We start from the raw sequence: 18,685 nt of genomic DNA, 5'->3' as shown, positions 1-18,685 counted from the left end.
ATGAAAACCTCTACATCCATTGGCCTGACTGCCGTAGCACTGGCCATCCTGAGCGCCGTGGGTTATGGCGCCTGGACCGCCGGCATGAACGCCGGCATGAACATGGGCACGGCCACTCTCCAGGGCGCGCCCACCGAGGCCAGCACCTCGACACAAGACCCCAGCACCTGGAGCATGAACCAGGGATTCGAGGCCACCGAGCGCCACATGCGTGACGGCCTGAAGGCTGGCGACTTGGACCCGGTGACCGGCTCGAAAATCCTCAATTACCACGACCCCATGGTGCCAGGCAAGAACTTCAATGCCCCCGGCAAGTCGCCTTTCATGGACATGCTGCTGGTGCCGCGCTACGCCGGTAGTGGCGGCGCGACCGACACCGGCGGTGTGACGGTGAGTTCGCGCGTGCAGCAAAACCTGGGGTTGCGCACGGTGGAAGTGACCGAAGGCCGGCTGGACAGCCCGGTGTCGGTGGTCGGCAACGTGGCCTGGAACGAGCGGGACCAGGTGCTGGTCAGCGCCCGGTCGATGGGTTTCGTCGAGCGTCTGCACGTGCGCGCAACGCAGGACCGCGTCGCCAAGGGCGCGCCGCTGGCCGACATCTATGTGCCCAGCTGGGTTGCAGCGCAGGAGGAATACCTGGCTGTGGCCCGCATGGCCGAGCAGGACGCGCAGCTGGTGCCCTTGCGCGAGGCGGCACAGCAGCGCATGCGCCAAGCGGGCATGAGCCCGGCGCAGATCGATCACGTCGTGCGCAGCGGCAATCTGCAACCCCGCTTCACGCTGAGCGCCCCGCTCGGCGGTGTGGTGACGGAGTTGATGGTGAGCGAAGGGGCGACCGTGATGCCGGGCATGACCTTGATGCGGCTGCAAGGCACGGGCAGCGTCTGGGCCGAAGGCCAGGTGCCCGAGAGCCAGGTCGCCCAGCTCAAGCCCGGCGCCGAGGTCAGCGCCACCAGCCCGGCCGCCCCAGGTCAGACCTTCACCGGTCGGCTGCAGGCGCTGCTGCCCTCGGTGGACCCGGCCACCCGCACGATCAAGGCGCGGCTGGAACTGGCCAACCCGCAGGGCCGGCTGGTGCCGGGCATGTTTGTGCAGATGCGCTTGGCCAACCCCGATGCCGGGAAGGTGCTGTTGCTGCCGAGTGATGCTGTGATCCACACCGGCCAGCGCAGCGTGGTGATGTTGGCCGAAGGCGATGGCCGCTTCTCGCCGGTGGAGGTGCGCACCGGCCGCGAAGCGGGTGACCAGACCGAGATTCTGCAAGGTCTGCAAGCCGGCCAGAAAGTGGTGCGCTCGGGCCAGTTCCTGGTCGATTCCGAGGCCAGTCTCAACGGTTTGCTGGCTCGGCTGAGCCCGGCGCCGGAAGCGGGAATGGACAAGCCGATGGCGATGCCGGAGCCGAACAACACCATGCCAGCGGCAACGCATCAGACGCCCGCCAAGGTCAAAGAGGTGGATGGCGACACGGTCACCCTCGACCACCCGGCCATACCGGCGCTCAAATGGCCGGCCATGACGATGGACTTCGGGCTGCCACCAGTCGACCAGAGACCGAAGGATCTGTCGGCAGGCCAATCGGTGGTTATCGAGTTTGAAATGCGCGATGGCGACATCCCCCAGATCACGCGCATCCAGCCCGCCGCCTCGGGAGCGAAGCCATGATCGCGCGCCTGATCCACTGGAGCATTGCCAACCGCTTTCTGGTCTTGATGGCCACGGTGATGATCACCGCCTGGGGTGTGGTCTCGATGCTGCGCACGCCGCTGGACGCGCTGCCCGACCTGTCGGACACGCAGGTCATCATCCGCACCACCTGGCCCGGCCAGGCACCGCAGCTGGTGGAAAACCAGGTCACCTACCCCCTGACCACCACCATGCTCTCGGTGCCCGGCGCCAAGGCCGTGCGCGGGTTCTCCATGTTTGGCGACAGCTTCGTTTACGTGCTGTTCGACGATGGTGTGGACCTGTACTGGGCGCGCTCGCGGGTGCTCGAATACCTGAACCAGGTGCAGTCCCGCCTGCCGGCCACGGCGAAGTCGTCGCTGGGCCCCGACGCCACCGGCGTGGGCTGGATCTACCAGTATGCGCTCATCGACCGCACCGGGCGGCAGGACCTGGCTCAACTGCGTTCGCTGCAAGACTGGTTCTTGCGCTTCGAGCTCAAGACCGTGCCCGACGTGGCCGAGGTCGCCAGCATCGGCGGCATGGTGCGCCAGCACCAGATCGTGCTGGACCCGGACAAACTGGCGGCCTACGGCATCACGCAGCAGATGGTGAGTGAGTCTGTGGCGCGCGGCAACCAGGAGTCCGGTGGCTCGGTGCTGGAACTGGGTGAAGCCGAATACGCGGTGCGCGCCAACGGCTACCTGAAGACCCTGGACGACTTCCGGGCGCTGCCACTGAAGACCACCGACGCCGGTGTTTCGGTGCGACTGGGCGATGTGGCGCGCGTGCAAATTGGGCCGGAAATGCGGCGCGGCATCGGCGAGCTCAACGGTGAGGGTGAGGCGGTTGGCGGGGTGGTGGTCATGCGTTCAGGCAAGAACGCCTTGCAGACCATCGAGGCGGTCAAGACGCGGTTGGCGCAGCTGCAACGCGGATTGCCCGAAGGGGTGGAAATCGTGCCGGTGTACGACCGCTCGGGCTTGATTGAGCGCGCGGCCAGCAACCTGGGCATCAAGCTGCTGGAGGAGTTTGGCGTGGTGGCACTGGTGTGCGCGCTGTTCCTTTTCCACCTGCGCAGCGCCCTGGTGGCCATCGTCTCGCTGCCGCTAGGCATTCTGGCGGCCTTTATCGTGATGCATCAACAAGGCGTGAACGCCAACATCATGTCGCTCGGCGGCATTGCCATCGCCATTGGTGCCATGGTGGACGCGGCAGTGGTGATGATCGAAAACGCCCACAAGCATCTGGAACGCTGGGCGCACGAACACCCGGGCAAGGAGCTCGAAGGCGAGACCCGCTGGCAGGTGATCGGTCACGCTGCTGCAGAGGTCGGCCCGGCCCTGTTTTTCTCGCTGCTGATCATCACCCTGAGCTTCATCCCGGTGTTCACGTTACAGGCCCAGGAGGGGCGACTGTTCGCTCCGCTGGCCTACACCAAGACCTACGCCATGGCGGCGGCCGCCGGACTGGCGGTAACCCTGATCCCGGTGCTGATGGGCTACCTGGTGCGCGGGCGCATCCCTGAGGAGACCGCCAACCCACTGAACCGGGGCCTGATCGCGCTGTACCGGCCGGTGCTCAATGCGGTGCTCAAGGCGCCGAAGTCGACCCTGCTGGTGGCGGCCTTGCTGCTGGGTGTGAGCCTCTGGCCACTCAAGCACATTGGTGCCGAGTTCATGCCACCGATGGACGAAGGCGATCTGCTGTACATGCCAACCGCCTTGCCAGGCCTCTCGGCCGCCAAGGCCGCCGAATTGCTGCAGCAGACCGACCGACTGATCAAGACCGTGCCCGAGGTAGCCAGCGTGTACGGCAAGGCTGGCCGGGCCGACAGCGCCACCGACCCGGCGCCGCTGGAGATGTTCGAGACCACCATCCAGTTCAAGCCGCGCGAACAATGGCGAGCGGGAATGACGCCCGACAAGCTGGTGGACGAACTGGACCGCACGGTTCGCGTGCCCGGCCTCGCCAACATCTGGGTGCCTCCGATCCGCAACCGCATCGACATGCTCGCCACGGGTGTTAAAAGCCCGGTAGGCGTGAAGGTGGCAGGCGCCGACCTGGCCACCATCGACCGCCTTACGAAGCAGATCGAAGCGGTGGTCAAAGGCGTGCCCGGCGTCACAAGCGCGCTGGCCGAGCGCCTGAGCGGTGGCCGCTACATTGACGTGGACATCCGCCGCGACGATGCGGCGCGCTACGGCTTGAACATCGCCGACGTGCAGGCCGTCGTCTCGGGTGCGGTGGGCGGCATGAACATCGGTGAGAGCGTTGAAGGGCTACAACGCTACCCGATCAACCTGCGCTACCCGCGCGACGCCCGCGACTCGCTCGCCGACCTGCGCAATCTGCCCATCGTGACGCCACGCGGCCAGCGCCTGGTGCTTGGCGATGTGGCGCGCCTGCGCATCACCGACGGCCCGCCCATGCTTCGCAGCGAAAACGCGCGACTGGCCGGATTCGTCTATGTGGACATCCGCGACCGCGACCTGCGCGGCGCCGTGCTGGACATGCAAAAGGCCGTGACTGATCAGGTGGAGCTGCCAGCGGGGTACTCGGTGTCGTGGTCGGGCCAGTTCGAGTTCCTGGAGCGCGCCAGCGCCCAGCTCAAACTGGTGGTGCCGTTCACACTGCTGGTGATCTTTCTCTTGCTGTACCTGACCTTCCGCCGCCTCGACGAGGCCCTGCTGATCATGGCCACGCTGCCCTTTGCGCTCATCGGCGGCATCTGGCTGCTCTGGGCGCTGGGGCACAACCTGTCGGTGGCCAGCGTGGTCGGCTTCATCGCGCTGGCTGGCGTGGCGGCCGAGTTCGGCGTGATCATGCTGCTGTACCTGAAGCAAGCCTGGGCCGCGCGGCTGGAGACCGGGTTGAACACCGATGTCGACCTGCTCGACGCGATCCGCGAAGGCGCCGTCCTGCGTGTGCGCCCCAAGGCGATGACTGTCGCGGTGATCGTGGCCGGCTTGTTGCCCCTGTTCTGGGGCGCGGGCGCGGGCAGCGAAGTGATGCAGCGCATCGCCGCGCCGATGGTGGGCGGGATGCTCAGCGCCCCGCTGCTGTCCATGCTGGTGGTGCCGGTCATCTATCGGTTGATGAGGCGGCCAAACGTTGAGCCTATCCGGTCTTGATGCCGCAAAACAAGGGTGGCGGTTGTGAATATGCTCGACCGCCGCTCTTGGCCTTGCCAGGATGATGCGGTCGACGGCACAGCGCCAGCCGACCGGGGATCCCCGATGACTGCGGTGCTGCGCACTTCCGCCATTCGGACCGGCGTTTGTCGTCAAGGCCAACGGCCGGTTTGAGCCGATCAGTGTGAATTCGACTGACTGCTCCAATCGTCTGCAAACGCTGCACACCGGCCCTTGGATTCCCAGACTACGGGCGACTCGTGCTCGTGCTCGATGCGCGTTGCCACCGGTCTGAGTTGTCAAGCAGCTTGACAGGCCAGAGGGGTCGGACAGTCCGACCCCATCAGTTGGAACAGAAGGGAGATGGATAGGAGTGATGGCGGGATAGCCATGGCGAACTCCTTTCGCTACTTGGTGGGGGACGTGGTTGACCCTGCGCTCCGGCTGCGCGGTTGCAGGTCAGCCAGGGCGCGAGCGGCCAGCTCCAGGTGGCGGCGCACGTCGCCAGCCAGCGTGTCCAGCATGTCGCGGTAGGGCCAGGCGGGCTCCACATTGGCCTGACGCAACAGCACATTGAGGCAGTGGATGTTTCGGCTCAGGGTCGCCAGTTCGTCGCTGGAAACCCTGAGCGCGGCAATGTGTTTGGTCCGGCCGCCACCGGCTAACAGCACGGGCACGTTGGCCACCAGTCCGGCCAGGTACGCACCGCGCGACAGGCATGCGGCTCGGGCACCGGCAGCCAGTTGCGAAGCCTCCTGGGCCGTCATGCGGATCGACAGCTTGACGTTGGTGGTTCGCCCAGTCCTCTGGGACATCTCCCCGACACGGGGCTCACCCTCCACCGAAAGGCCCAGGTCGCGTGCCACAGCGCTGCGCACCAGCTCCGACACGCTGACCCGTTGCGCCTGCGCACGGGCCACCAGCGAGGCTTTCAAGCCGCGCATTTCAACCGTGACGAAGTCATGGGAGGAGGTGTTCATGGACCGACGAATGGAGGAGCGCGGAGCGCTTGTGAAAGTGGCGGCAGGCCGCCTATCTCTGCACTCACCCATGAACCCAGTATTGGCCTGAATCGAGGCTCTGACGCTGCTGGATTTGGGCCCAAATCCAGCAGGCGAACAGGCACCAGGCGGGTTGAAGATGAGCACGTACCGAGCAGCACCGCTCAGGAAGTGACCAGACAGCATGTGCAGTGAACAGCAGGCAAACAGCCACTGCACAAACTGATCAGCGAGTGACGAACGGACAAGCAACACCTGACCTGAAACCGAACGATGAAACTGGTTCCAACCGATCCGCCGGGCAGAAGCTCCCGTAAGGCCAGGCGCTTTGCGCAGGACATGCGGGAGCTGCGCGCCCAGGGCTACACCTTCGAAGCGATCCGCACGGCCTTGGCTGCAGTTGGCGTGCACGTGAGCAATGCAACCGTGCAGCGCGAAGTGGCCAAGGCCACCAAAGCAGCTTCCAGCGCACAGGGCGCGGGATCCGGTGTTCGTCCAGATGAATTTCCACTTGTTCTCACTCAGTCGCAGGTGTCCGCATCTCCAACATCAACCACCGAGCCCCAGTCACCTCAGGTCGTTTCCGTGGAAACGGACTTGCGCAGCGGCAAAGAGATCGCCGAAGCGTTCGCCAGCAGCCGAATCACCAACCCCCTGGCCCGCGCCAGGCTCAGCGCAAAGGACCCGTCATGAAAATCGCCGTCATCAACTTCTCGGGGAACGTGGGCAAAACCACCATCGCCAGGCACCTGCTGCTGCCGCGCATAGACGGCGCGGAGCTGTTTTCTGTGGAGAGCCTGAACGCGGCCGATGGCGAAGGCCATGCGATGCGTGGTCGGCAGTTTGGCGAGCTGCAGGAACTCCTGCAGACCATGGACAACGCGGTGGTGGACATTGGGGCCAGCAACGTGGAGGAATTGCTCGACCTGATGCAGAAGTACCAAGGCAGTCATGAGGACTTCGATGCGTTCGTGGTTCCCACGGTGCCGGCCCTCAAGCAGCAGCAGGACACCATCGCCACCCTGGTCGAGCTGGCGCGGCTGGGCGTCTCCCTTTCAAGGGTGCGGCTGGTGTTCAACATGGTCAGCAGCGCCGCAGATGTCCCGGCGCACTTCGACCTGTTGCGGGCCTTCCTCAAAGCGCAGCCCATCGCCACAGAGAACGTGGCCTGCCATCTGGGGCCCAACGAGGTGTACGGGCGCATCCGGGGCAGCAATGCCGACCTTGCCACCCTGGCCCGTGACGACACCGACTACAAGGCCTTGATCGTCAAGGCCAGCAGCACCGCAGAAAAGCTCGTACTGGCCCAGAAGCTGGCCACACGGCGGCTTGCGGTTGGTGTGTTGCCGCAGCTGGATGCCTGCTTTGCGGCGCTCGGTCTGGCCGAGAGCGCCGCCAGCAACGTGATGCCGATGGCACGGCAGGCACAGTGAGCGACCTGGTCACGGCCCGGGAAGAGCTGATGGCGGTGGCCATCGGCGATCTGGGGACCTTGCTGGATCGGGTCGAGAAATTGGCACCCCAACTGGACGCAAGCCGCATGGAGTTGCTGAGTACCAGCACCGATCTGGCGGAGAAGGTCGAAGCGTATTCAAAACGCATGGATGAAATCACCGAGAACGCGAAGGTGCAGACGGTGAAGCACATTGCCCGCCGCGCCGACGAAATGGCCCAGAGGACTGTGGACACACAGACCCGGGCCATGGAGGAAGCGGCCCGTGTGGTGTTCCGCAATGAGGTCGGCCCGACCCTGCAGCGGGTAACGTTGCCGCTGCAGGACGTGGCAGAACTGGCCCGCAAGGATGCACGGCCCTGGGAAGGGTGGCTGCTGCACGCCGCGACAGCGGTGCTTGCTTCGGCCATCAGCTGGGCGATGGCCGCCTGGCTGTGGCTTCGGTGAGAAGCCGCGGCCGGGATCGCGCGAGCCGGCGACAGCCGGCGAGCGTTTCGGAAACTCAGATGGACCACACCGCCCGGCGAGGGTGGTGTGGTGCCGGGCCTGATCAGGCCTTGAGCTTGCGCATCTCTTCGGCCAGCACCCAGAGCGCCCGGTTCAGGCTCACGCTGCGGTCAATGCTGGCCACCGGGCGGGTGTGAAAGCGCCGCCCCTTTGCACCGCGACCGGGCTGGCCACCACGCAAGGCGTTCTCTTGCACCCGCTGAAACGTGGTCCACAGGCTGTTGCCGAAGTCTTCCGGGCGGCGGGCTTCGATCAACTGTTCTGCGGTCACCGGGGCCGGTGGTTCGCCCTCCCCTCGTTCACCGTATCGCAGCGCCAGGGCAGCTGTGGCAAAAGCCTGCTGTTCCTCGCGCTGCAGCGGCAGGGCCTTCATGCTGTTGGTGGACGCGTCCACCAACTCGAAGTCCTCCAGCACCCGGAACGCGCCTTCGATCACCTCGTCCTGGATGTTGCCCTTGTGCGGGATGCGGAAGTCGTTGGTGACGTCGCCCACCACCAGACCGTTACAGCATACAAACCTGAAAACGCCCGCGAGCATCTGGTAGCTGCTGGCGCCGTCGTGGCTGTTGATCAGGATGATCTCGTTGGCCTCGGGCCGGGTGTTCACCTGCCCAGCATGGCGCATGCGGATCATGTGCTTGGTGAACTCGGTCTTGCCTTCGATGCGGCTCTTGCTCTGGGCCACCATGAAAGGCTCGAAGCCTTCACGCCGCAGACCTCGCAGCACGTCGATGGTGGGGATGTAGGTGTAGCGCTCGGAACGGCTGCCGTGTTTGCCTTCGGCAAAGATGGACGGCGCGGCCCGGCGCATCTGGTTTTCGGCCAGCGGGGTCTCGCTGCGGATGACGAAGGTGTTCTGACCAAAGCGGGCGGCCAGACGGGGGGAATGGGCGGTAGAGATCATGGTGATGCTCCTGGTTCGGGGAATGAAGAAAAAGGTATGAGGAGATCGGGCGGCCGGACCGCCCGGTGTGGTGCTTCAGGCGGTGGCTGGCTGGCGTGCCAGGGAGTCATGGGTGTGGCGGCTGCGGCGGGCTTCGCTCTCGGCCTTGCTGTCGAGGTAGTCGATGTCTTCGACGGTGAACTCGATAGCGTAGACCTCGCCGCCTTCGGCGTCCTGGTAGTTGTTGTTGTGCAGCCGGCCCACCAGGTTGACGTGGGAGCCTTTGCCCAGGTACTCGGCGGCGTGTTCGGCCTGCTTGCCCCAGAGGGTCCAGCGGATCGACACCGCGCGTTCCTCGCGGTCCTCGCCACTGCCGCGGTGCTGGTTGCTGATGGCGGTCAGCGTCGCCTTGGCGAGCTTGCCTTCGCGCCCGTTGACGAATTCGAGCTTGACGGCACCAGCCAGGTGCGCGTGGCGCTGGATGACTTGAACGTTGGCCATGGTGAAACTCCTTGCAAGAGCGAATCAGCCGGACCCCGATCCGGGCTCCTCAAAGCTGATCCTCTCGCTCGGACTCCCTCGCTCCCGCCCACGGGCGGGCGGGGGGTGGGCAAGGCCCCTTCCCTCGGGAAGGGGTGGGGGATGGGGAAACCTTGCAGCACGAAACAGTGAGCCAGTCACCTGGCCCACCGCTGAAAGATCCCCCCACAAGTCCCCCTCACCTGTGGATGGGGGCGCCGTGGGGGGATGACGGTGGGCCCATTGGCGCACGCGCTGCCCGAGCCTCTTCGGGCGACCAGCGAAGCGCAGGCGGCCGGGTGAACCGAGCAGCGGCGTCTCTGCGGACGGCGTGACACCAAGCGCAGCGACTGGCGCGGCGTTCGAGCCGCTGCGATCACTTCAGGGGTTCAGGACTCCGGGGTTTCCAGCGGCCCGGCTTCGGGCATGGCGGGTGACCGGGGGGACGATCTGGCGGGCGGGACGGGACCACAGCGCAGCGGCGGGAGTGGACCGAACGCCAGTTCGTCCAGCGGGCTCGTTCCCGAGCAGCGGGAAGGAAACCAGACCGCGATCCCCGGGCACGGGAAAGGGCCGCTGTCCCTTTTGTAGCCGGTGAACACCGGCCATACTTCGCCCTCCCCCTGTGCACGCGCACAGTGCGCTGATCAAGAACAAAAAAATTGGGGCAGAAGGCCCCAGGGGTTACTGTTAGCGGCGGTCTAAACCCGCGTAAATTTGGCGGCGGTAAGTGGTGGCGGAATTTGGTGACGTAATCCGGCGTTCATTTTTGGTGGCCGATTCTGGGTGCGGTTTTCGGTGCTGAGCGTGCCAACAACAAGGGCCCCGTCAGGGGCCCTTGTTGTTGGCGCGGGAGACTCGTTGGCGCTCAGAACGGCAAGTCCGTGTCAAAGTCTTCCAGTGAATCAGTGGTCACGCGCTGCGCACGCAGCAGATCCTGGATGACCCCTCCGTAATGGGTCCAGACGCGATCGCGCAGATCATCGAGCAACTCCATCACCGCCATGGCTTGTTCCGGTGTCCAGGTGTCGTCCACCGCGAATGGCAGCCCTTGGCGCAGTCCTGAAGGCGGATGCCACGGTTTCATACGGTCTCCTTTGAAGGCTTGCGCTTTACCGTGCGCGCCCGGGCATGTTCTTGCGCCTCCTTGTGCCGGTACGAGTTGCCCTTGATGCCAACAATTTCGGCGTGGTGAACTAGGCGGTCCACGAGGGCGACCACGCAGGCCGCGTTGGGGAACACTTCGCCCCACTCGGCAAAGGACTTGTTCGTGGTGATCAGCGTGCTCTTGTGCTCGTGGCGCCGGCTGATCAACTCGAACAGCAGATCGGCATACCGGCTGGAATACGACAGATACCCGACCTCATCAATGACCAGCAGCGCGGGTCTGGCGTAGTGGCGCAGTCTTGTACGCAGTGCCGAATCGCTGTCCAGGCTGGCCAACTCGCCCAGCAGCTTGCCGGCGGTGGTGAACATGACGGTGTGCCCTTGCAGCACCGCCTGATGTGCAATGTTCTGGGCAATGGTTGTCTTGCCCACGCCAGAAGGGCCCACCAGGATGGCATTGCTGGCACTGTGCAGAAACTGCAGCGTCATCAGCTCGCTCACGCTGGCCTGGTCAATCTGCTCGGGCCAGCTCCAGTCGTAATCCACCAGGGGTTTGAAGCGCCCGATGCGCGCACTGTGCAGCCGGCGCTCCATGGAGCGGCGACTTCTCTCGTGCTCCTCCCATTCCAGCAACGTGCCCACCCAGGGCTCTGTGCAGCAGGTATCCCAGTGGGACAGCACCCCGTGTAGTTGCAGCGCCTGGGCTCGGAGTTTGAGTGTGGCCGAATCAGTTGTTGGCATCGTCACCCTCCTGCGTGAGGCGGTCATAGCCGTCCAGGCTGTGGGGGCGCACGGCGATGTCGCGCGCGCGCACCTGCGCAGACAGGGCCACGCCCAGCGGGGGCGGGGTTTGCTGCTGGCTCTTGCTCTGACGCTGGCGCTCAAGCGCCAGACGAACCGCATGGGGGTGCGGCACACCGCGGCTCATGGCGTCCGTGACGGCGGCCATCATCTGCGTGCGTCCATGCACGTCCAGGAGCTCCTGCAACTCACGGGCGATCCGCCCCAACGGCTCACCCCGCTTGGCCGCCTCTGTCAGCAAATCCTGCACCTGAGGAAGCGCGTGTACCAGGCGGTCCGTGTCGCGGTGCGCTCGCGCGCCTCGCTTGTGCTGCACCAGGTCCTGCACATGGGCCTCGATCTCGATCTGCTGAGCCTTGTCCCAGCAACGCGGGTGCGAGGCCAGCGCCTGCTGGCCGTCCAGAATACGCACCTCACGCAAGCTGGCGTGCACGGTGAGGCTGCGCTGAACGTGGGTGTGGGGGATGGAATAGTCGTTCAGATCGAACCGAACGTAGGGTGTCTTGGCCGCTGTAACGCCGCGGATCTCATCGCAACAAAACGGTGTGGCCGGGATGTCCATCAGGTGCGAGCGCTCTTGGTCAAAGGCCTGCTGCACCGACAGCTGGGAGTCCTCGGGGCAGCGCCGAGCGCTGGCAGGACCAGCCACCCAGGCATCGGCCTGGGCATTGAGATCGTCGATATCGGTGAAGCTGCGTCCCTCAAAGAAGGCGGTGCGGATATAGCGGATGGCCCGCTCCACGCGCCCCTTCTCATTGCCCCGGGCCGGGGCCACGGGCCTGGCCTCGAAACGGTAGTGCGCCGAGAGTGCCAGCAGCGTGGGATTGAAGCGGATGGCCTGCCCCTTGCGTTCGAGCACCGCGCTCTTGAGGTTGTCGTACAAGACGACCCTGGGAACGCTGTGCCAGGATTCAAAGGCCTGGACGTGCCCGCGCAGGAAGCTCTCCATGTGCGCGCCCAGGAAGAAGCGCAGGAAGATGCGTCTGGACCAGGAAAGGACCATCACGAAGGCCATCAAGGGTCGGCGGGCTTGCCCGATCTGGATGTGGCCGAAGTGGCCCCAGTCGCATTGCCCCTGTTCACCGGGCAAGGTGCGCAGGCGCAAGTAGGCCTGTGCTGGGGGGCGCGGACGGTGGCGGGCGACGATGTGGCGAAAGTGGTCGGGGCGCCCCTCGTAACCGCGCTCGGCGGCCATGGTGTGCAGCCGGCTGGCCGTGAGGTTGGGGAACTGCTTCAAGGTCTCCTGGATAAAGGGCAGGTAGGGGGTCACGCCCGAAGTGCGTTGTGCGGGCACGATTGGGGCCGCGCCGGCCTGGGTGAGCACGCGCATGACGGTCTCGCGGTGCACGCCCAGCTGGGACGAGATGGTTCCCACCGGCCAGCGCTCGGCGTGGTGGTAGCGCAGGATCTGCGCCTTGAGTTCAGGTGAAATGGCCATGTGAGTCGGTACTCCATACGGAAGGTTGGGATGGATGGCGAAAGCGGCATCGCAGAAAGTCCTGACGCACAAAAGCCGAGACCGAACGGCCGCAAAACTGGCACTTGCAGCGCTGGCTTGCGTCTGGATTCAGAGCGGTTGCGTCGCTGGATGGGAGTACATCAGCGCAGGGCGGTGGTGGGCCACCCTGATGCGTCACTATTTGTTGGCGCGCGCGCCATTGCCCCTGGCGTGTGGCGTGAGCGTGGCGGCCCTTGCGGCTGTCCTGGTAGCGTTTGGCAGCGGCGCGCTGGGCGCAACTTCTGGCCTGGAGTGAGCAGACTGCGCTGCAGTAGCGCTGGCCGCGGTCGCAGTGGCTGCAGATGAGCACAGGGCTGCGACACAGGGCGCACAGAAAACGTCTGGGCGGTGGTGACGGCGGCTGTGGTGGTGCGTGTTGGGCAGTGGGCATGGGCGGTCCATTCCCATGCGTGGGCCCACGCTGCTGGACAGCCACGCCCGCTTCGTGAATACTGACAGCGGCAACGGCGCCCTCCAAAGCGGTGGGTCTCGGGGCGCGACAGTGGGTTTACCGGAAAGTGACTGTCACTGTCGCGCCTGCTTCTTACACAGGTAGGCGATATGTAACGCAAAACACCAGCGCTGCGCCATACCCCTGCGCTGGCTCAAGCCCGCTCGCCATGGCCAAAGCAGGCACGCTCAGGACACGTCTGTGCCCTGTGCAACGGGCACCCTTCGATTCAAAGGAAATTCAAAGCAGTCAGCTGACTGCCGCGGATGACCGCCACCGACTGCTTGCCGACACCAGATTTACGCGGGTTTAGAGCGCCGCTAACACGTGTGCAATCGGAGCACCAAAAGGCCCCGCCTGGGCTCTCCCCACATCGACATGGATCCACTGGAAATCTCCTGTAGCCTGCGCAAACAGGTTGACCTGCTCCTGGGAAATCAGTAGCCAGTCGCTGACGGCGACCTCACAGCCCACCAGTGTGGCAAGTTCGGACAGAGTCTGAAAGGTCTTCATGGCTTGGTGCGGAATGGACAGATATGGAAACCGCCGGAAAGGACCTTCTGGAAAAGACGCTTTCGCTAACGAACATGGTCTCTAGTTGGGTTTTTTGTGAACTGACTTAAACAGCTGGTCAAGCCAGTGGACCTGTCTACCTTAGTGACGAGATCAAGTATCGGGAGCGGATGCATCCGGAGCGATCACAGATGCGATTTCCAACGACCCCAATGGGCTGGCCGCCCCACCTTTGACGGGACGATCGTGTCAGGGCCCCACACCCAAATGAATCGAAAAGGGTTCAGTGTCCACACCTCGACGTACGGTATCGGATCTAGATGACCCCGGCCCTACAGCGCAAGCAGGCCATTCACACAGGTAATGCACGAACCGCCCACGCGGACCTCGCCGTCCGCGCCGACTTGCACCTTCACACGCCCTTCCCGCCCGACGCGGCGCCCCTGAGCGGCCACGTAGGCCGTGCCACCTGCCGGCAGCAGGCCGCGCGCCCACTGGTAGGCCGCCACGCTGGCATTGCCGCTGCCGCAGACGGGATCTTCCTCGACGCCGCAGGAAGGCGCAAAGGTGCGCACCTCGATGGCGACCTCGTCCACGCCTGCTTGCGGGTAGCGGCCGAACACCGTGAGGCCGGTGATGCCCAGGCGGCGCTCGAAGGCTGCCAGCCTTGCGAAATCGGGCCGCAGATCAAGCACGGCGGTCGCGTCGGGCAGCGGTTGGATCACCCAGATTGGCCCTACGTTCACGATGGCCGGCCCAGCCTCGTGGCCCAGGCTGCAGCCCAGGATGAGCGCCAGCTCGGCCACATCGGCCGCCGGCAGCGGCTGAATGTGTGCGTGCGGCAGCGCGAAGGCGAGCTGGCGTCCCCCGGGCCCGTCTTCGATCGCCACATCGACGAGACCGATGTGGCATTGCTGCACCAGCCGGCCGCATTCGCGCGGCTGGACACGCCCCGCTTCCAGGATGGCATGCGCGCTGCCCAGCGTCGGGTGCCCGGCAAAAGGCAGCTCGCTGCGCGGCGTGAAGATGCGCAGGCGGTAGTCCGCCGCCGGCGTGGTGGGAGCCAGCACGAAGGTCGTTTCGGAGAGGTTGGTCCAGTTCGCGACGGCCTTCATGGTTTCGGTGTCCAGCCCGTCGGCATCGAACACGACGGCCACCGGGTTGCCGGCCAGCGGCCGAGCGGTGAAGACGTCCACCACCTTGTAGACATGGGTGTGTTTCATCACGGCCTCCAGGCATCTTGAGCGCCCGTGGCGGGCAGCACGGCGTCGATTTCGGTGCGGGTGATGCCGAACTTCGCCATACGAGCTCTGTGGTGCGCAGTACCGAGGTAGCGACGCAACTGCTCGTTCACGGCCTGTAGCAGGCGGTGATTGCCCTTGGCGAACGAAAAGGCCCCGACAGGCACCTTGGCGGCCTGACCCACCTCAAGCGCGAGCGCCTCCACCGCCGGGTTGCCATCGGCCGCCGCGCGGCAGCCGATGGCGGTGGCCGCGAACGCGTCGATCTCGCCAGCCACCAGAGCGGCAATCGCCTCGGGCTGGTTCTTTAACACGACGAGTTGGCCGTCGGCCACGCCTGCCGACCCGGCGGAAACGATCTGCACCTGCCCGGCAATGACCCCCAGCCGCGCATCGCTGCGCGCCGCCAGGGCCGGATAGCTGGTGAGCGCCTTTGGATTGCCGGGCTGCACAAGGAATCCATCACCGAGCGCCCAGATCGGCGTGCTGAACGCGACGTGTTGCGCGCGCTCCGGCGTCACGAAGAATGGGACGATCATGTCCCAGCGACCCTGCTGCACGCCGGGCAGAAACTCGTCGAACGACACCGGCACGTGTTCAATCGCAGCCACGCCGATGGCGCGCAGCACGGTGTCGGCCAGTTCGATGTCGGCGCCCGTGACGGCTCCGTCCTCGGCGGTCCAGTAGAACGGAGGCTCTTCGACGTAGGCAAGGCGCAGTTTCATGGTGGCATCCGGCGGATTCAAGGTGAAGGCGTAGCAGCGGCGTCCAGCACTGCGGAAAGCGCGGCCAGTGCCGGCCCCAACCGCCCAGGCGGGAGGTACCCGAAGCCCAGCCGGAAGACGCGCTCGCTCTCGCCAAACCACGCGCCCGAAGCCAGTTGCAGCTCGTGCCCGGGCAGCAATTCCCAGAACCGAGAGACGGCGGCGGCGTCGAACCTGTCGGCGCGAAGACGGAGGCAGCACAAGGCGCCACCGTCTGGGCGGATCCATTCGACGCGCTGTCGCTCGGCCTCGCACCAGGACGCCAGTTCCGCAAGCCCTTCGGCGAGCAGCCGGCGGCGCGGCGCCAGCACGGTCTCGCGGTTGTGCAGCAATGCAGTGGCCAGCGCCTCGTCGAGCACCGAGCCGGAGATCACGGTGTTCATCTTGGCAACGACGAGACGCGACCGGAGGTCCGCATCCGCAACGGTGAGCCAGCCCGTGCGCAAGCCGGGCGCACCCAGCGCCTTGGAGACAGAGGCGCCCGTGACGATGCGCGGATGCAGCCCGGCAAAACTGTCGGGTGCGGCTTCATTGCCGTAGGTGGCCTCGCGATAGGTCTCGTCAAAAAAGAGGCTGGCCTGTGGCGCCCGGGCATCCAGCAACGCGAGGAGCTTGTCGATGGTGGCGCGCGGCGTGCGAACCCCACTGGGGTTCTGCGGCGACGCAAGGCTGACCAGCTTGGTCTTCGGCGAGAGGCGGGTCGCAAGTTCGTCCAGATCCAGCTGGTAGTTGTTCTCGAACGTCACTCTGATGTCGCGAACGGCCACACCTGCGCCAAGAAGACAGTCGCGGCTCGGTGGAAAGCACGGTGTCACGAGGACCGCCTCGTCGCCTGGCCGGCAGGTTTCGAAGGCCAGCAGGAAGAGCCCGAGGGCCGTCCCCTGCGTGGTGACGATGTGCTCGGCAGGCACCATGCAGACCTTGGCAATCTCCTCACGCAGCTCAGCCGACCCGGCCGACCGGCCATAGCCCAGCTTCAGGCCGCGCAGGGTCTCAAGCCCGGCCATGTCAAGCACGTCCCCGACCGTCAGGTCCTGCGAGGTGCTCTCTGCCAGGTTGAAGGGCCGATTCACGTCCAGCAGGGAAATGATCTCGTTGTAGGGGAAGCGGCCTCGCCACGGCGTCGACCCAGTGGGGCCGGGCTGCGCCACTGCAGTAACGGCCTTCTCGTCAAGCAAGTTCATTCGTTCCACCTTGAGCATCTGGGTTGCAGGAATGAACGCATCCTAGTGATCGACAAACAATCACAACAGCCACAATTTCTGAGTGATTTGACCAGCACAGTTTGCAACCATTCTGTGGGCAATTCGCAGACAATTCTGCTCATGGAAACAGGCTCTACCCACCAGTACGAACAGCTGGCAGATATCTTCTTCAGGAAAATCGACAAAGGCGTGCTCGCGCCGGGCGCGCGCATGCCGTCCGTGCGGACCGTCAGTGAACAGCACGGCACCAGTGCGTCAACGGCGCTGCAGGCCTACCGGCTGCTGCAGGATCGCGGCCTTCTCGTCGCGCGGCGACAGGCCGGCTTCTACGTCGTCGCGCCGGATGCGCGCTCGCCCGGAGCAACGCCGGCGCTCGCGCCCCATCGCTATGAGCAGCTTGCCGACCTCATCGTTGGCATGATCGACAGCGGCACGCTCGCATCCGGTATGCGCCTGCCCTCCGTGCGTGCCATCAGCGAGGAGCACGGCATCAGCATTTCCACGGTGCTGCAGGCTTACCGCTGGCTGGAAGACCGCGGCGTGCTGGTTGCGCGGCCGCAGTCGGGCTTTTACGTCGCGGCCACGCAGGGTGGAACGCTCGCGCTGCCGTCCACGTCGCGCCTGCGCTCCAAGGCGTCGACCGTCTCCATCAGCGGCGCCGTCGCAACTCTACTGGAGCACGCGTCCAACTCGGCGCTCGTCCCGCTCGGCTGCGCCGTGCCGGACGCGGCGTTGCTGCTGTCCAATCGACTCGACCTGGCACTGGCGCGAGCAGCACGTCAGCACGGCGCACGCCACAACGTCTACGGCACGCCGCGCGGGGACCTGCAGCTGCGTCGAGAAATTTCCAGGCGGGCAATGCGCCTCGGGCATGCGCTGTCGCCGGACGACGTGGTCATCACGAACGGCTGCACCGAAGCCTTGACCCTCGCACTGACCGCCGTCGCCAAGCCTGGCGACACCGTCGCAGTTGAATCGCCCACCTACTTCGGGCTTCTGCACACGCTGGAGGTGCTCGGCCTGAAGGCGCTGGAACTTCCCACCGATCCAACCCGCGGCGTCAATGTCGATGCACTCGCCCGCTTGCTCGACGCGGAACCCGTGGCGGCCTGCATGCTGTCGTCAAGCTTCAGCAACCCGTTGGGTTCGTTGATGCCAGAAGCACAAAAGCGCGAACTTCTCGCGCTGCTCACGCGGCATGCCATCCCGCTGATTGAGGACGACGTCTACGGCGAAATCCACTTCACTCGCGAACGGCCCAGGCCGTTCATCACACTCGACGGCGGCGCCAACACGATCTACTGCAGCTCCTTCTCGAAGAGCCTCGCACCCGGATACCGCCTTGGCTGGATCGTGCCGGGCGCCTTTGCGCAGCAAGTGATGGATCGCAAGCTTGCATTCAGCCTTTGCAGCCCCGTTCTTCCCCAGGTTGCGCTCGCAGACTATCTGGCCAGCGGCGCCTACGATGCGCACATGCGCCGGTTGCGGCGCCTGCTCGAAGAGAACCTGCTGCGCCTGACCCGCACCGTCGAGGCGAGTTTCCCGGCCGAAACACGCGTCAGCCGGCCCGCAGGGGGATTTGCGCTGTGGGTGGAGCTGCCCAGAGGGTTCGACTCCCGGGCTCTGTTCGATGAAGCGCTTGAACATGGCATCTGCTTCGCGCCAGGTGACGTCTTCTCCGCAAGCCGTCGATTCCGGAACTGCCTGCGTTTGAGCGCTGGGAGCATTTGGAGCGAGCGAATCGAGAAGGGGGTTCGGCGTCTCGGCGAACTCGCCAGCAGGCAGCTCTCAACCTAGGAGCCTGCGCGGCAGAACGTTTCGCGGGCTGATTTGAGGATAACTGCGCGGTGCCTCGGGTGATTTGATCGTTCCCGTTGTTTGGCGTGGTCTGTGCGGCGGCCTTGTGCGGGTCTGAAGGCTCCGTTTCGAGGCCCTCGATGCCCCGT

The 18,685-nt window shown here is 65.3% G+C and carries 15 protein-coding genes and 1 pseudogene; 6 read left to right on the top strand and 10 right to left on the bottom strand.

The window, feature by feature from the left end; translation table 11 throughout:
- Together AC4QBL_RS02465 and AC4QBL_RS02460 are read left to right on the top strand one after the other, a co-directional pair.
- On the top strand, nt 1–1,662 hold the full coding sequence (locus tag AC4QBL_RS02465; RefSeq protein WP_472908038.1) for an efflux RND transporter periplasmic adaptor subunit: 1,662 nt from the start codon (nt 1–3) through the stop codon (nt 1,660–1,662).
- On the top strand, nt 1,659–4,796 hold the full coding sequence (locus AC4QBL_RS02460; RefSeq protein WP_472908039.1) for an efflux RND transporter permease subunit: 3,138 nt from the start codon (nt 1,659–1,661) through the stop codon (nt 4,794–4,796). Before AC4QBL_RS02465 ends, AC4QBL_RS02460 begins: the two co-directional genes overlap by 4 nt.
- A gap of 407 nt (nt 4,797–5,203) precedes the next feature.
- Here the strand turns inward: AC4QBL_RS02460 and AC4QBL_RS02455 are convergent, their stop codons facing one another.
- Nucleotides 5,204–5,776: a hypothetical protein gene (locus AC4QBL_RS02455; RefSeq protein ID WP_472908040.1), complete on the bottom strand. Its 573-nt coding sequence runs from the start codon at nt 5,774–5,776 to the stop codon at nt 5,204–5,206.
- Nucleotides 5,777–6,070: 294 nt separating this feature from the next.
- Here AC4QBL_RS02455 and AC4QBL_RS02450 point away from each other — a divergent pair, with 294 nt between their 5' ends.
- Genes AC4QBL_RS02450 through AC4QBL_RS02440 form a run of 3 tightly spaced genes read left to right on the top strand, consistent with a single transcriptional unit; the run spans nt 6,071 to nt 7,697 of the window.
- Nucleotides 6,071–6,490: a hypothetical protein gene (locus AC4QBL_RS02450; RefSeq protein WP_472908041.1), complete on the top strand. Its 420-nt coding sequence runs from the start codon at nt 6,071–6,073 to the stop codon at nt 6,488–6,490.
- Nucleotides 6,487–7,230, top strand: coding sequence for a StbB family protein (gene stbB, locus AC4QBL_RS02445; protein ID WP_472908042.1), 744 nt, complete (start codon nt 6,487–6,489; stop codon nt 7,228–7,230). The genes AC4QBL_RS02450 and stbB overlap by 4 nt, the downstream gene beginning before the upstream one ends.
- Nucleotides 7,227–7,697 carry a hypothetical protein gene (locus tag AC4QBL_RS02440; RefSeq protein ID WP_472908043.1) on the top strand — a complete coding sequence of 157 codons (471 nt, stop codon included), beginning with the start codon at nt 7,227–7,229 and terminating at the stop codon, nt 7,695–7,697. Before stbB ends, AC4QBL_RS02440 begins: the two co-directional genes overlap by 4 nt.
- Before the next feature lie 103 nt (nt 7,698–7,800).
- Here AC4QBL_RS02440 and AC4QBL_RS02435 read toward each other — a convergent pair whose 3' ends face one another.
- From AC4QBL_RS02435 to AC4QBL_RS02395, 9 genes and pseudogenes are all read right to left on the bottom strand, one after another.
- Nucleotides 7,801–8,661: a DUF932 domain-containing protein gene (locus AC4QBL_RS02435; RefSeq protein WP_492131623.1), complete on the bottom strand. Its 861-nt coding sequence runs from the start codon at nt 8,659–8,661 to the stop codon at nt 7,801–7,803.
- 75 nt (nt 8,662–8,736) lie between these two features.
- Nucleotides 8,737–9,141, bottom strand: coding sequence for a single-stranded DNA-binding protein (locus AC4QBL_RS02430; RefSeq protein WP_472908045.1), 405 nt, complete (start codon nt 9,139–9,141; stop codon nt 8,737–8,739).
- Between the two features lie 886 nt (nt 9,142–10,027).
- A complete protein-coding gene (locus AC4QBL_RS02425) occupies nt 10,028–10,246 on the bottom strand; it encodes a hypothetical protein (RefSeq protein WP_472901141.1) in 219 nt (72 codons plus the stop codon).
- Nucleotides 10,243–11,007, bottom strand: a complete 765-nt coding sequence (gene istB, locus AC4QBL_RS02420; RefSeq protein WP_472906280.1) for an IS21-like element helper ATPase IstB — start codon at nt 11,005–11,007, stop codon at nt 10,243–10,245. The genes AC4QBL_RS02425 and istB overlap by 4 nt, the downstream gene beginning before the upstream one ends.
- Complete coding sequence (gene istA, locus AC4QBL_RS02415) at nt 10,994–12,505, bottom strand: IS21 family transposase (protein ID WP_472906279.1); 1,512 nt, start codon at nt 12,503–12,505, stop codon at nt 10,994–10,996. The genes istB and istA overlap by 14 nt, the downstream gene beginning before the upstream one ends.
- An 838-nt stretch (nt 12,506–13,343) precedes the next feature.
- Nucleotides 13,344–13,529, bottom strand: a pseudogene (locus tag AC4QBL_RS02410) (MaoC/PaaZ C-terminal domain-containing protein); the annotation flags it as partial.
- Between the two features lie 332 nt (nt 13,530–13,861).
- Nucleotides 13,862–14,752 carry a PhzF family phenazine biosynthesis protein gene (locus tag AC4QBL_RS02405; protein ID WP_472908483.1) on the bottom strand — a complete coding sequence of 297 codons (891 nt, stop codon included), beginning with the start codon at nt 14,750–14,752 and terminating at the stop codon, nt 13,862–13,864.
- Entirely contained in the window at nt 14,752–15,495 is a 744-nt protein-coding gene (locus tag AC4QBL_RS02400) for a transporter substrate-binding domain-containing protein (RefSeq protein ID WP_472908484.1), read from the bottom strand. Before AC4QBL_RS02400 ends, AC4QBL_RS02405 begins: the two co-directional genes overlap by 1 nt.
- A gap of 17 nt (nt 15,496–15,512) precedes the next feature.
- Nucleotides 15,513–16,718 (bottom strand): pyridoxal phosphate-dependent aminotransferase, encoded by a 1,206-nt coding sequence (locus tag AC4QBL_RS02395; protein ID WP_472908485.1) that lies wholly within the window; start codon nt 16,716–16,718, stop codon nt 15,513–15,515.
- Nucleotides 16,719–16,763: 45 nt separating this feature from the next.
- Here AC4QBL_RS02395 and AC4QBL_RS02390 point away from each other — a divergent pair, with 45 nt between their 5' ends.
- Nucleotides 16,764–18,536 (top strand): aminotransferase class I/II-fold pyridoxal phosphate-dependent enzyme, encoded by a 1,773-nt coding sequence (locus AC4QBL_RS02390; protein ID WP_472908486.1) that lies wholly within the window; start codon nt 16,764–16,766, stop codon nt 18,534–18,536.
- The last annotated feature ends 149 nt before the right edge of the window (nt 18,537–18,685 follow it).

The sequence above is a fragment of the Hydrogenophaga sp. L99 genome, assembly GCF_058731905.1.
This window is presented reverse-complemented; position numbering and strand designations above follow the sequence as displayed.

Coding starts and splice junctions, on each gene's coding strand:
- istB (WP_472906280.1), bottom strand. CDS start 11,007: ATGCCAACAACTGATTCGGCCACACTCAAACTCCGAGCCCAGGCGCTG.
- AC4QBL_RS02455 (WP_472908040.1), bottom strand. CDS start 5,776: ATGAACACCTCCTCCCATGACTTCGTCACGGTTGAAATGCGCGGCTTG.
- istA (WP_472906279.1), bottom strand. CDS start 12,505: ATGGCCATTTCACCTGAACTCAAGGCGCAGATCCTGCGCTACCACCAC.
- AC4QBL_RS02465 (WP_472908038.1), top strand. CDS start 1: ATGAAAACCTCTACATCCATTGGCCTGACTGCCGTAGCACTGGCCATC.
- AC4QBL_RS02430 (WP_472908045.1), bottom strand. CDS start 9,141: ATGGCCAACGTTCAAGTCATCCAGCGCCACGCGCACCTGGCTGGTGCC.
- AC4QBL_RS02405 (WP_472908483.1), bottom strand. CDS start 14,752: ATGAAACACACCCATGTCTACAAGGTGGTGGACGTCTTCACCGCTCGG.
- AC4QBL_RS02425 (WP_472901141.1), bottom strand. CDS start 10,246: ATGAAACCGTGGCATCCGCCTTCAGGACTGCGCCAAGGGCTGCCATTC.
- stbB (WP_472908042.1), top strand. CDS start 6,487: ATGAAAATCGCCGTCATCAACTTCTCGGGGAACGTGGGCAAAACCACC.
- AC4QBL_RS02395 (WP_472908485.1), bottom strand. CDS start 16,718: ATGAACTTGCTTGACGAGAAGGCCGTTACTGCAGTGGCGCAGCCCGGC.
- AC4QBL_RS02460 (WP_472908039.1), top strand. CDS start 1,659: ATGATCGCGCGCCTGATCCACTGGAGCATTGCCAACCGCTTTCTGGTC.
- AC4QBL_RS02400 (WP_472908484.1), bottom strand. CDS start 15,495: ATGAAACTGCGCCTTGCCTACGTCGAAGAGCCTCCGTTCTACTGGACC.
- AC4QBL_RS02435 (WP_492131623.1), bottom strand. CDS start 8,661: ATGATCTCTACCGCCCATTCCCCCCGTCTGGCCGCCCGCTTTGGTCAG.
- AC4QBL_RS02450 (WP_472908041.1), top strand. CDS start 6,071: ATGAAACTGGTTCCAACCGATCCGCCGGGCAGAAGCTCCCGTAAGGCC.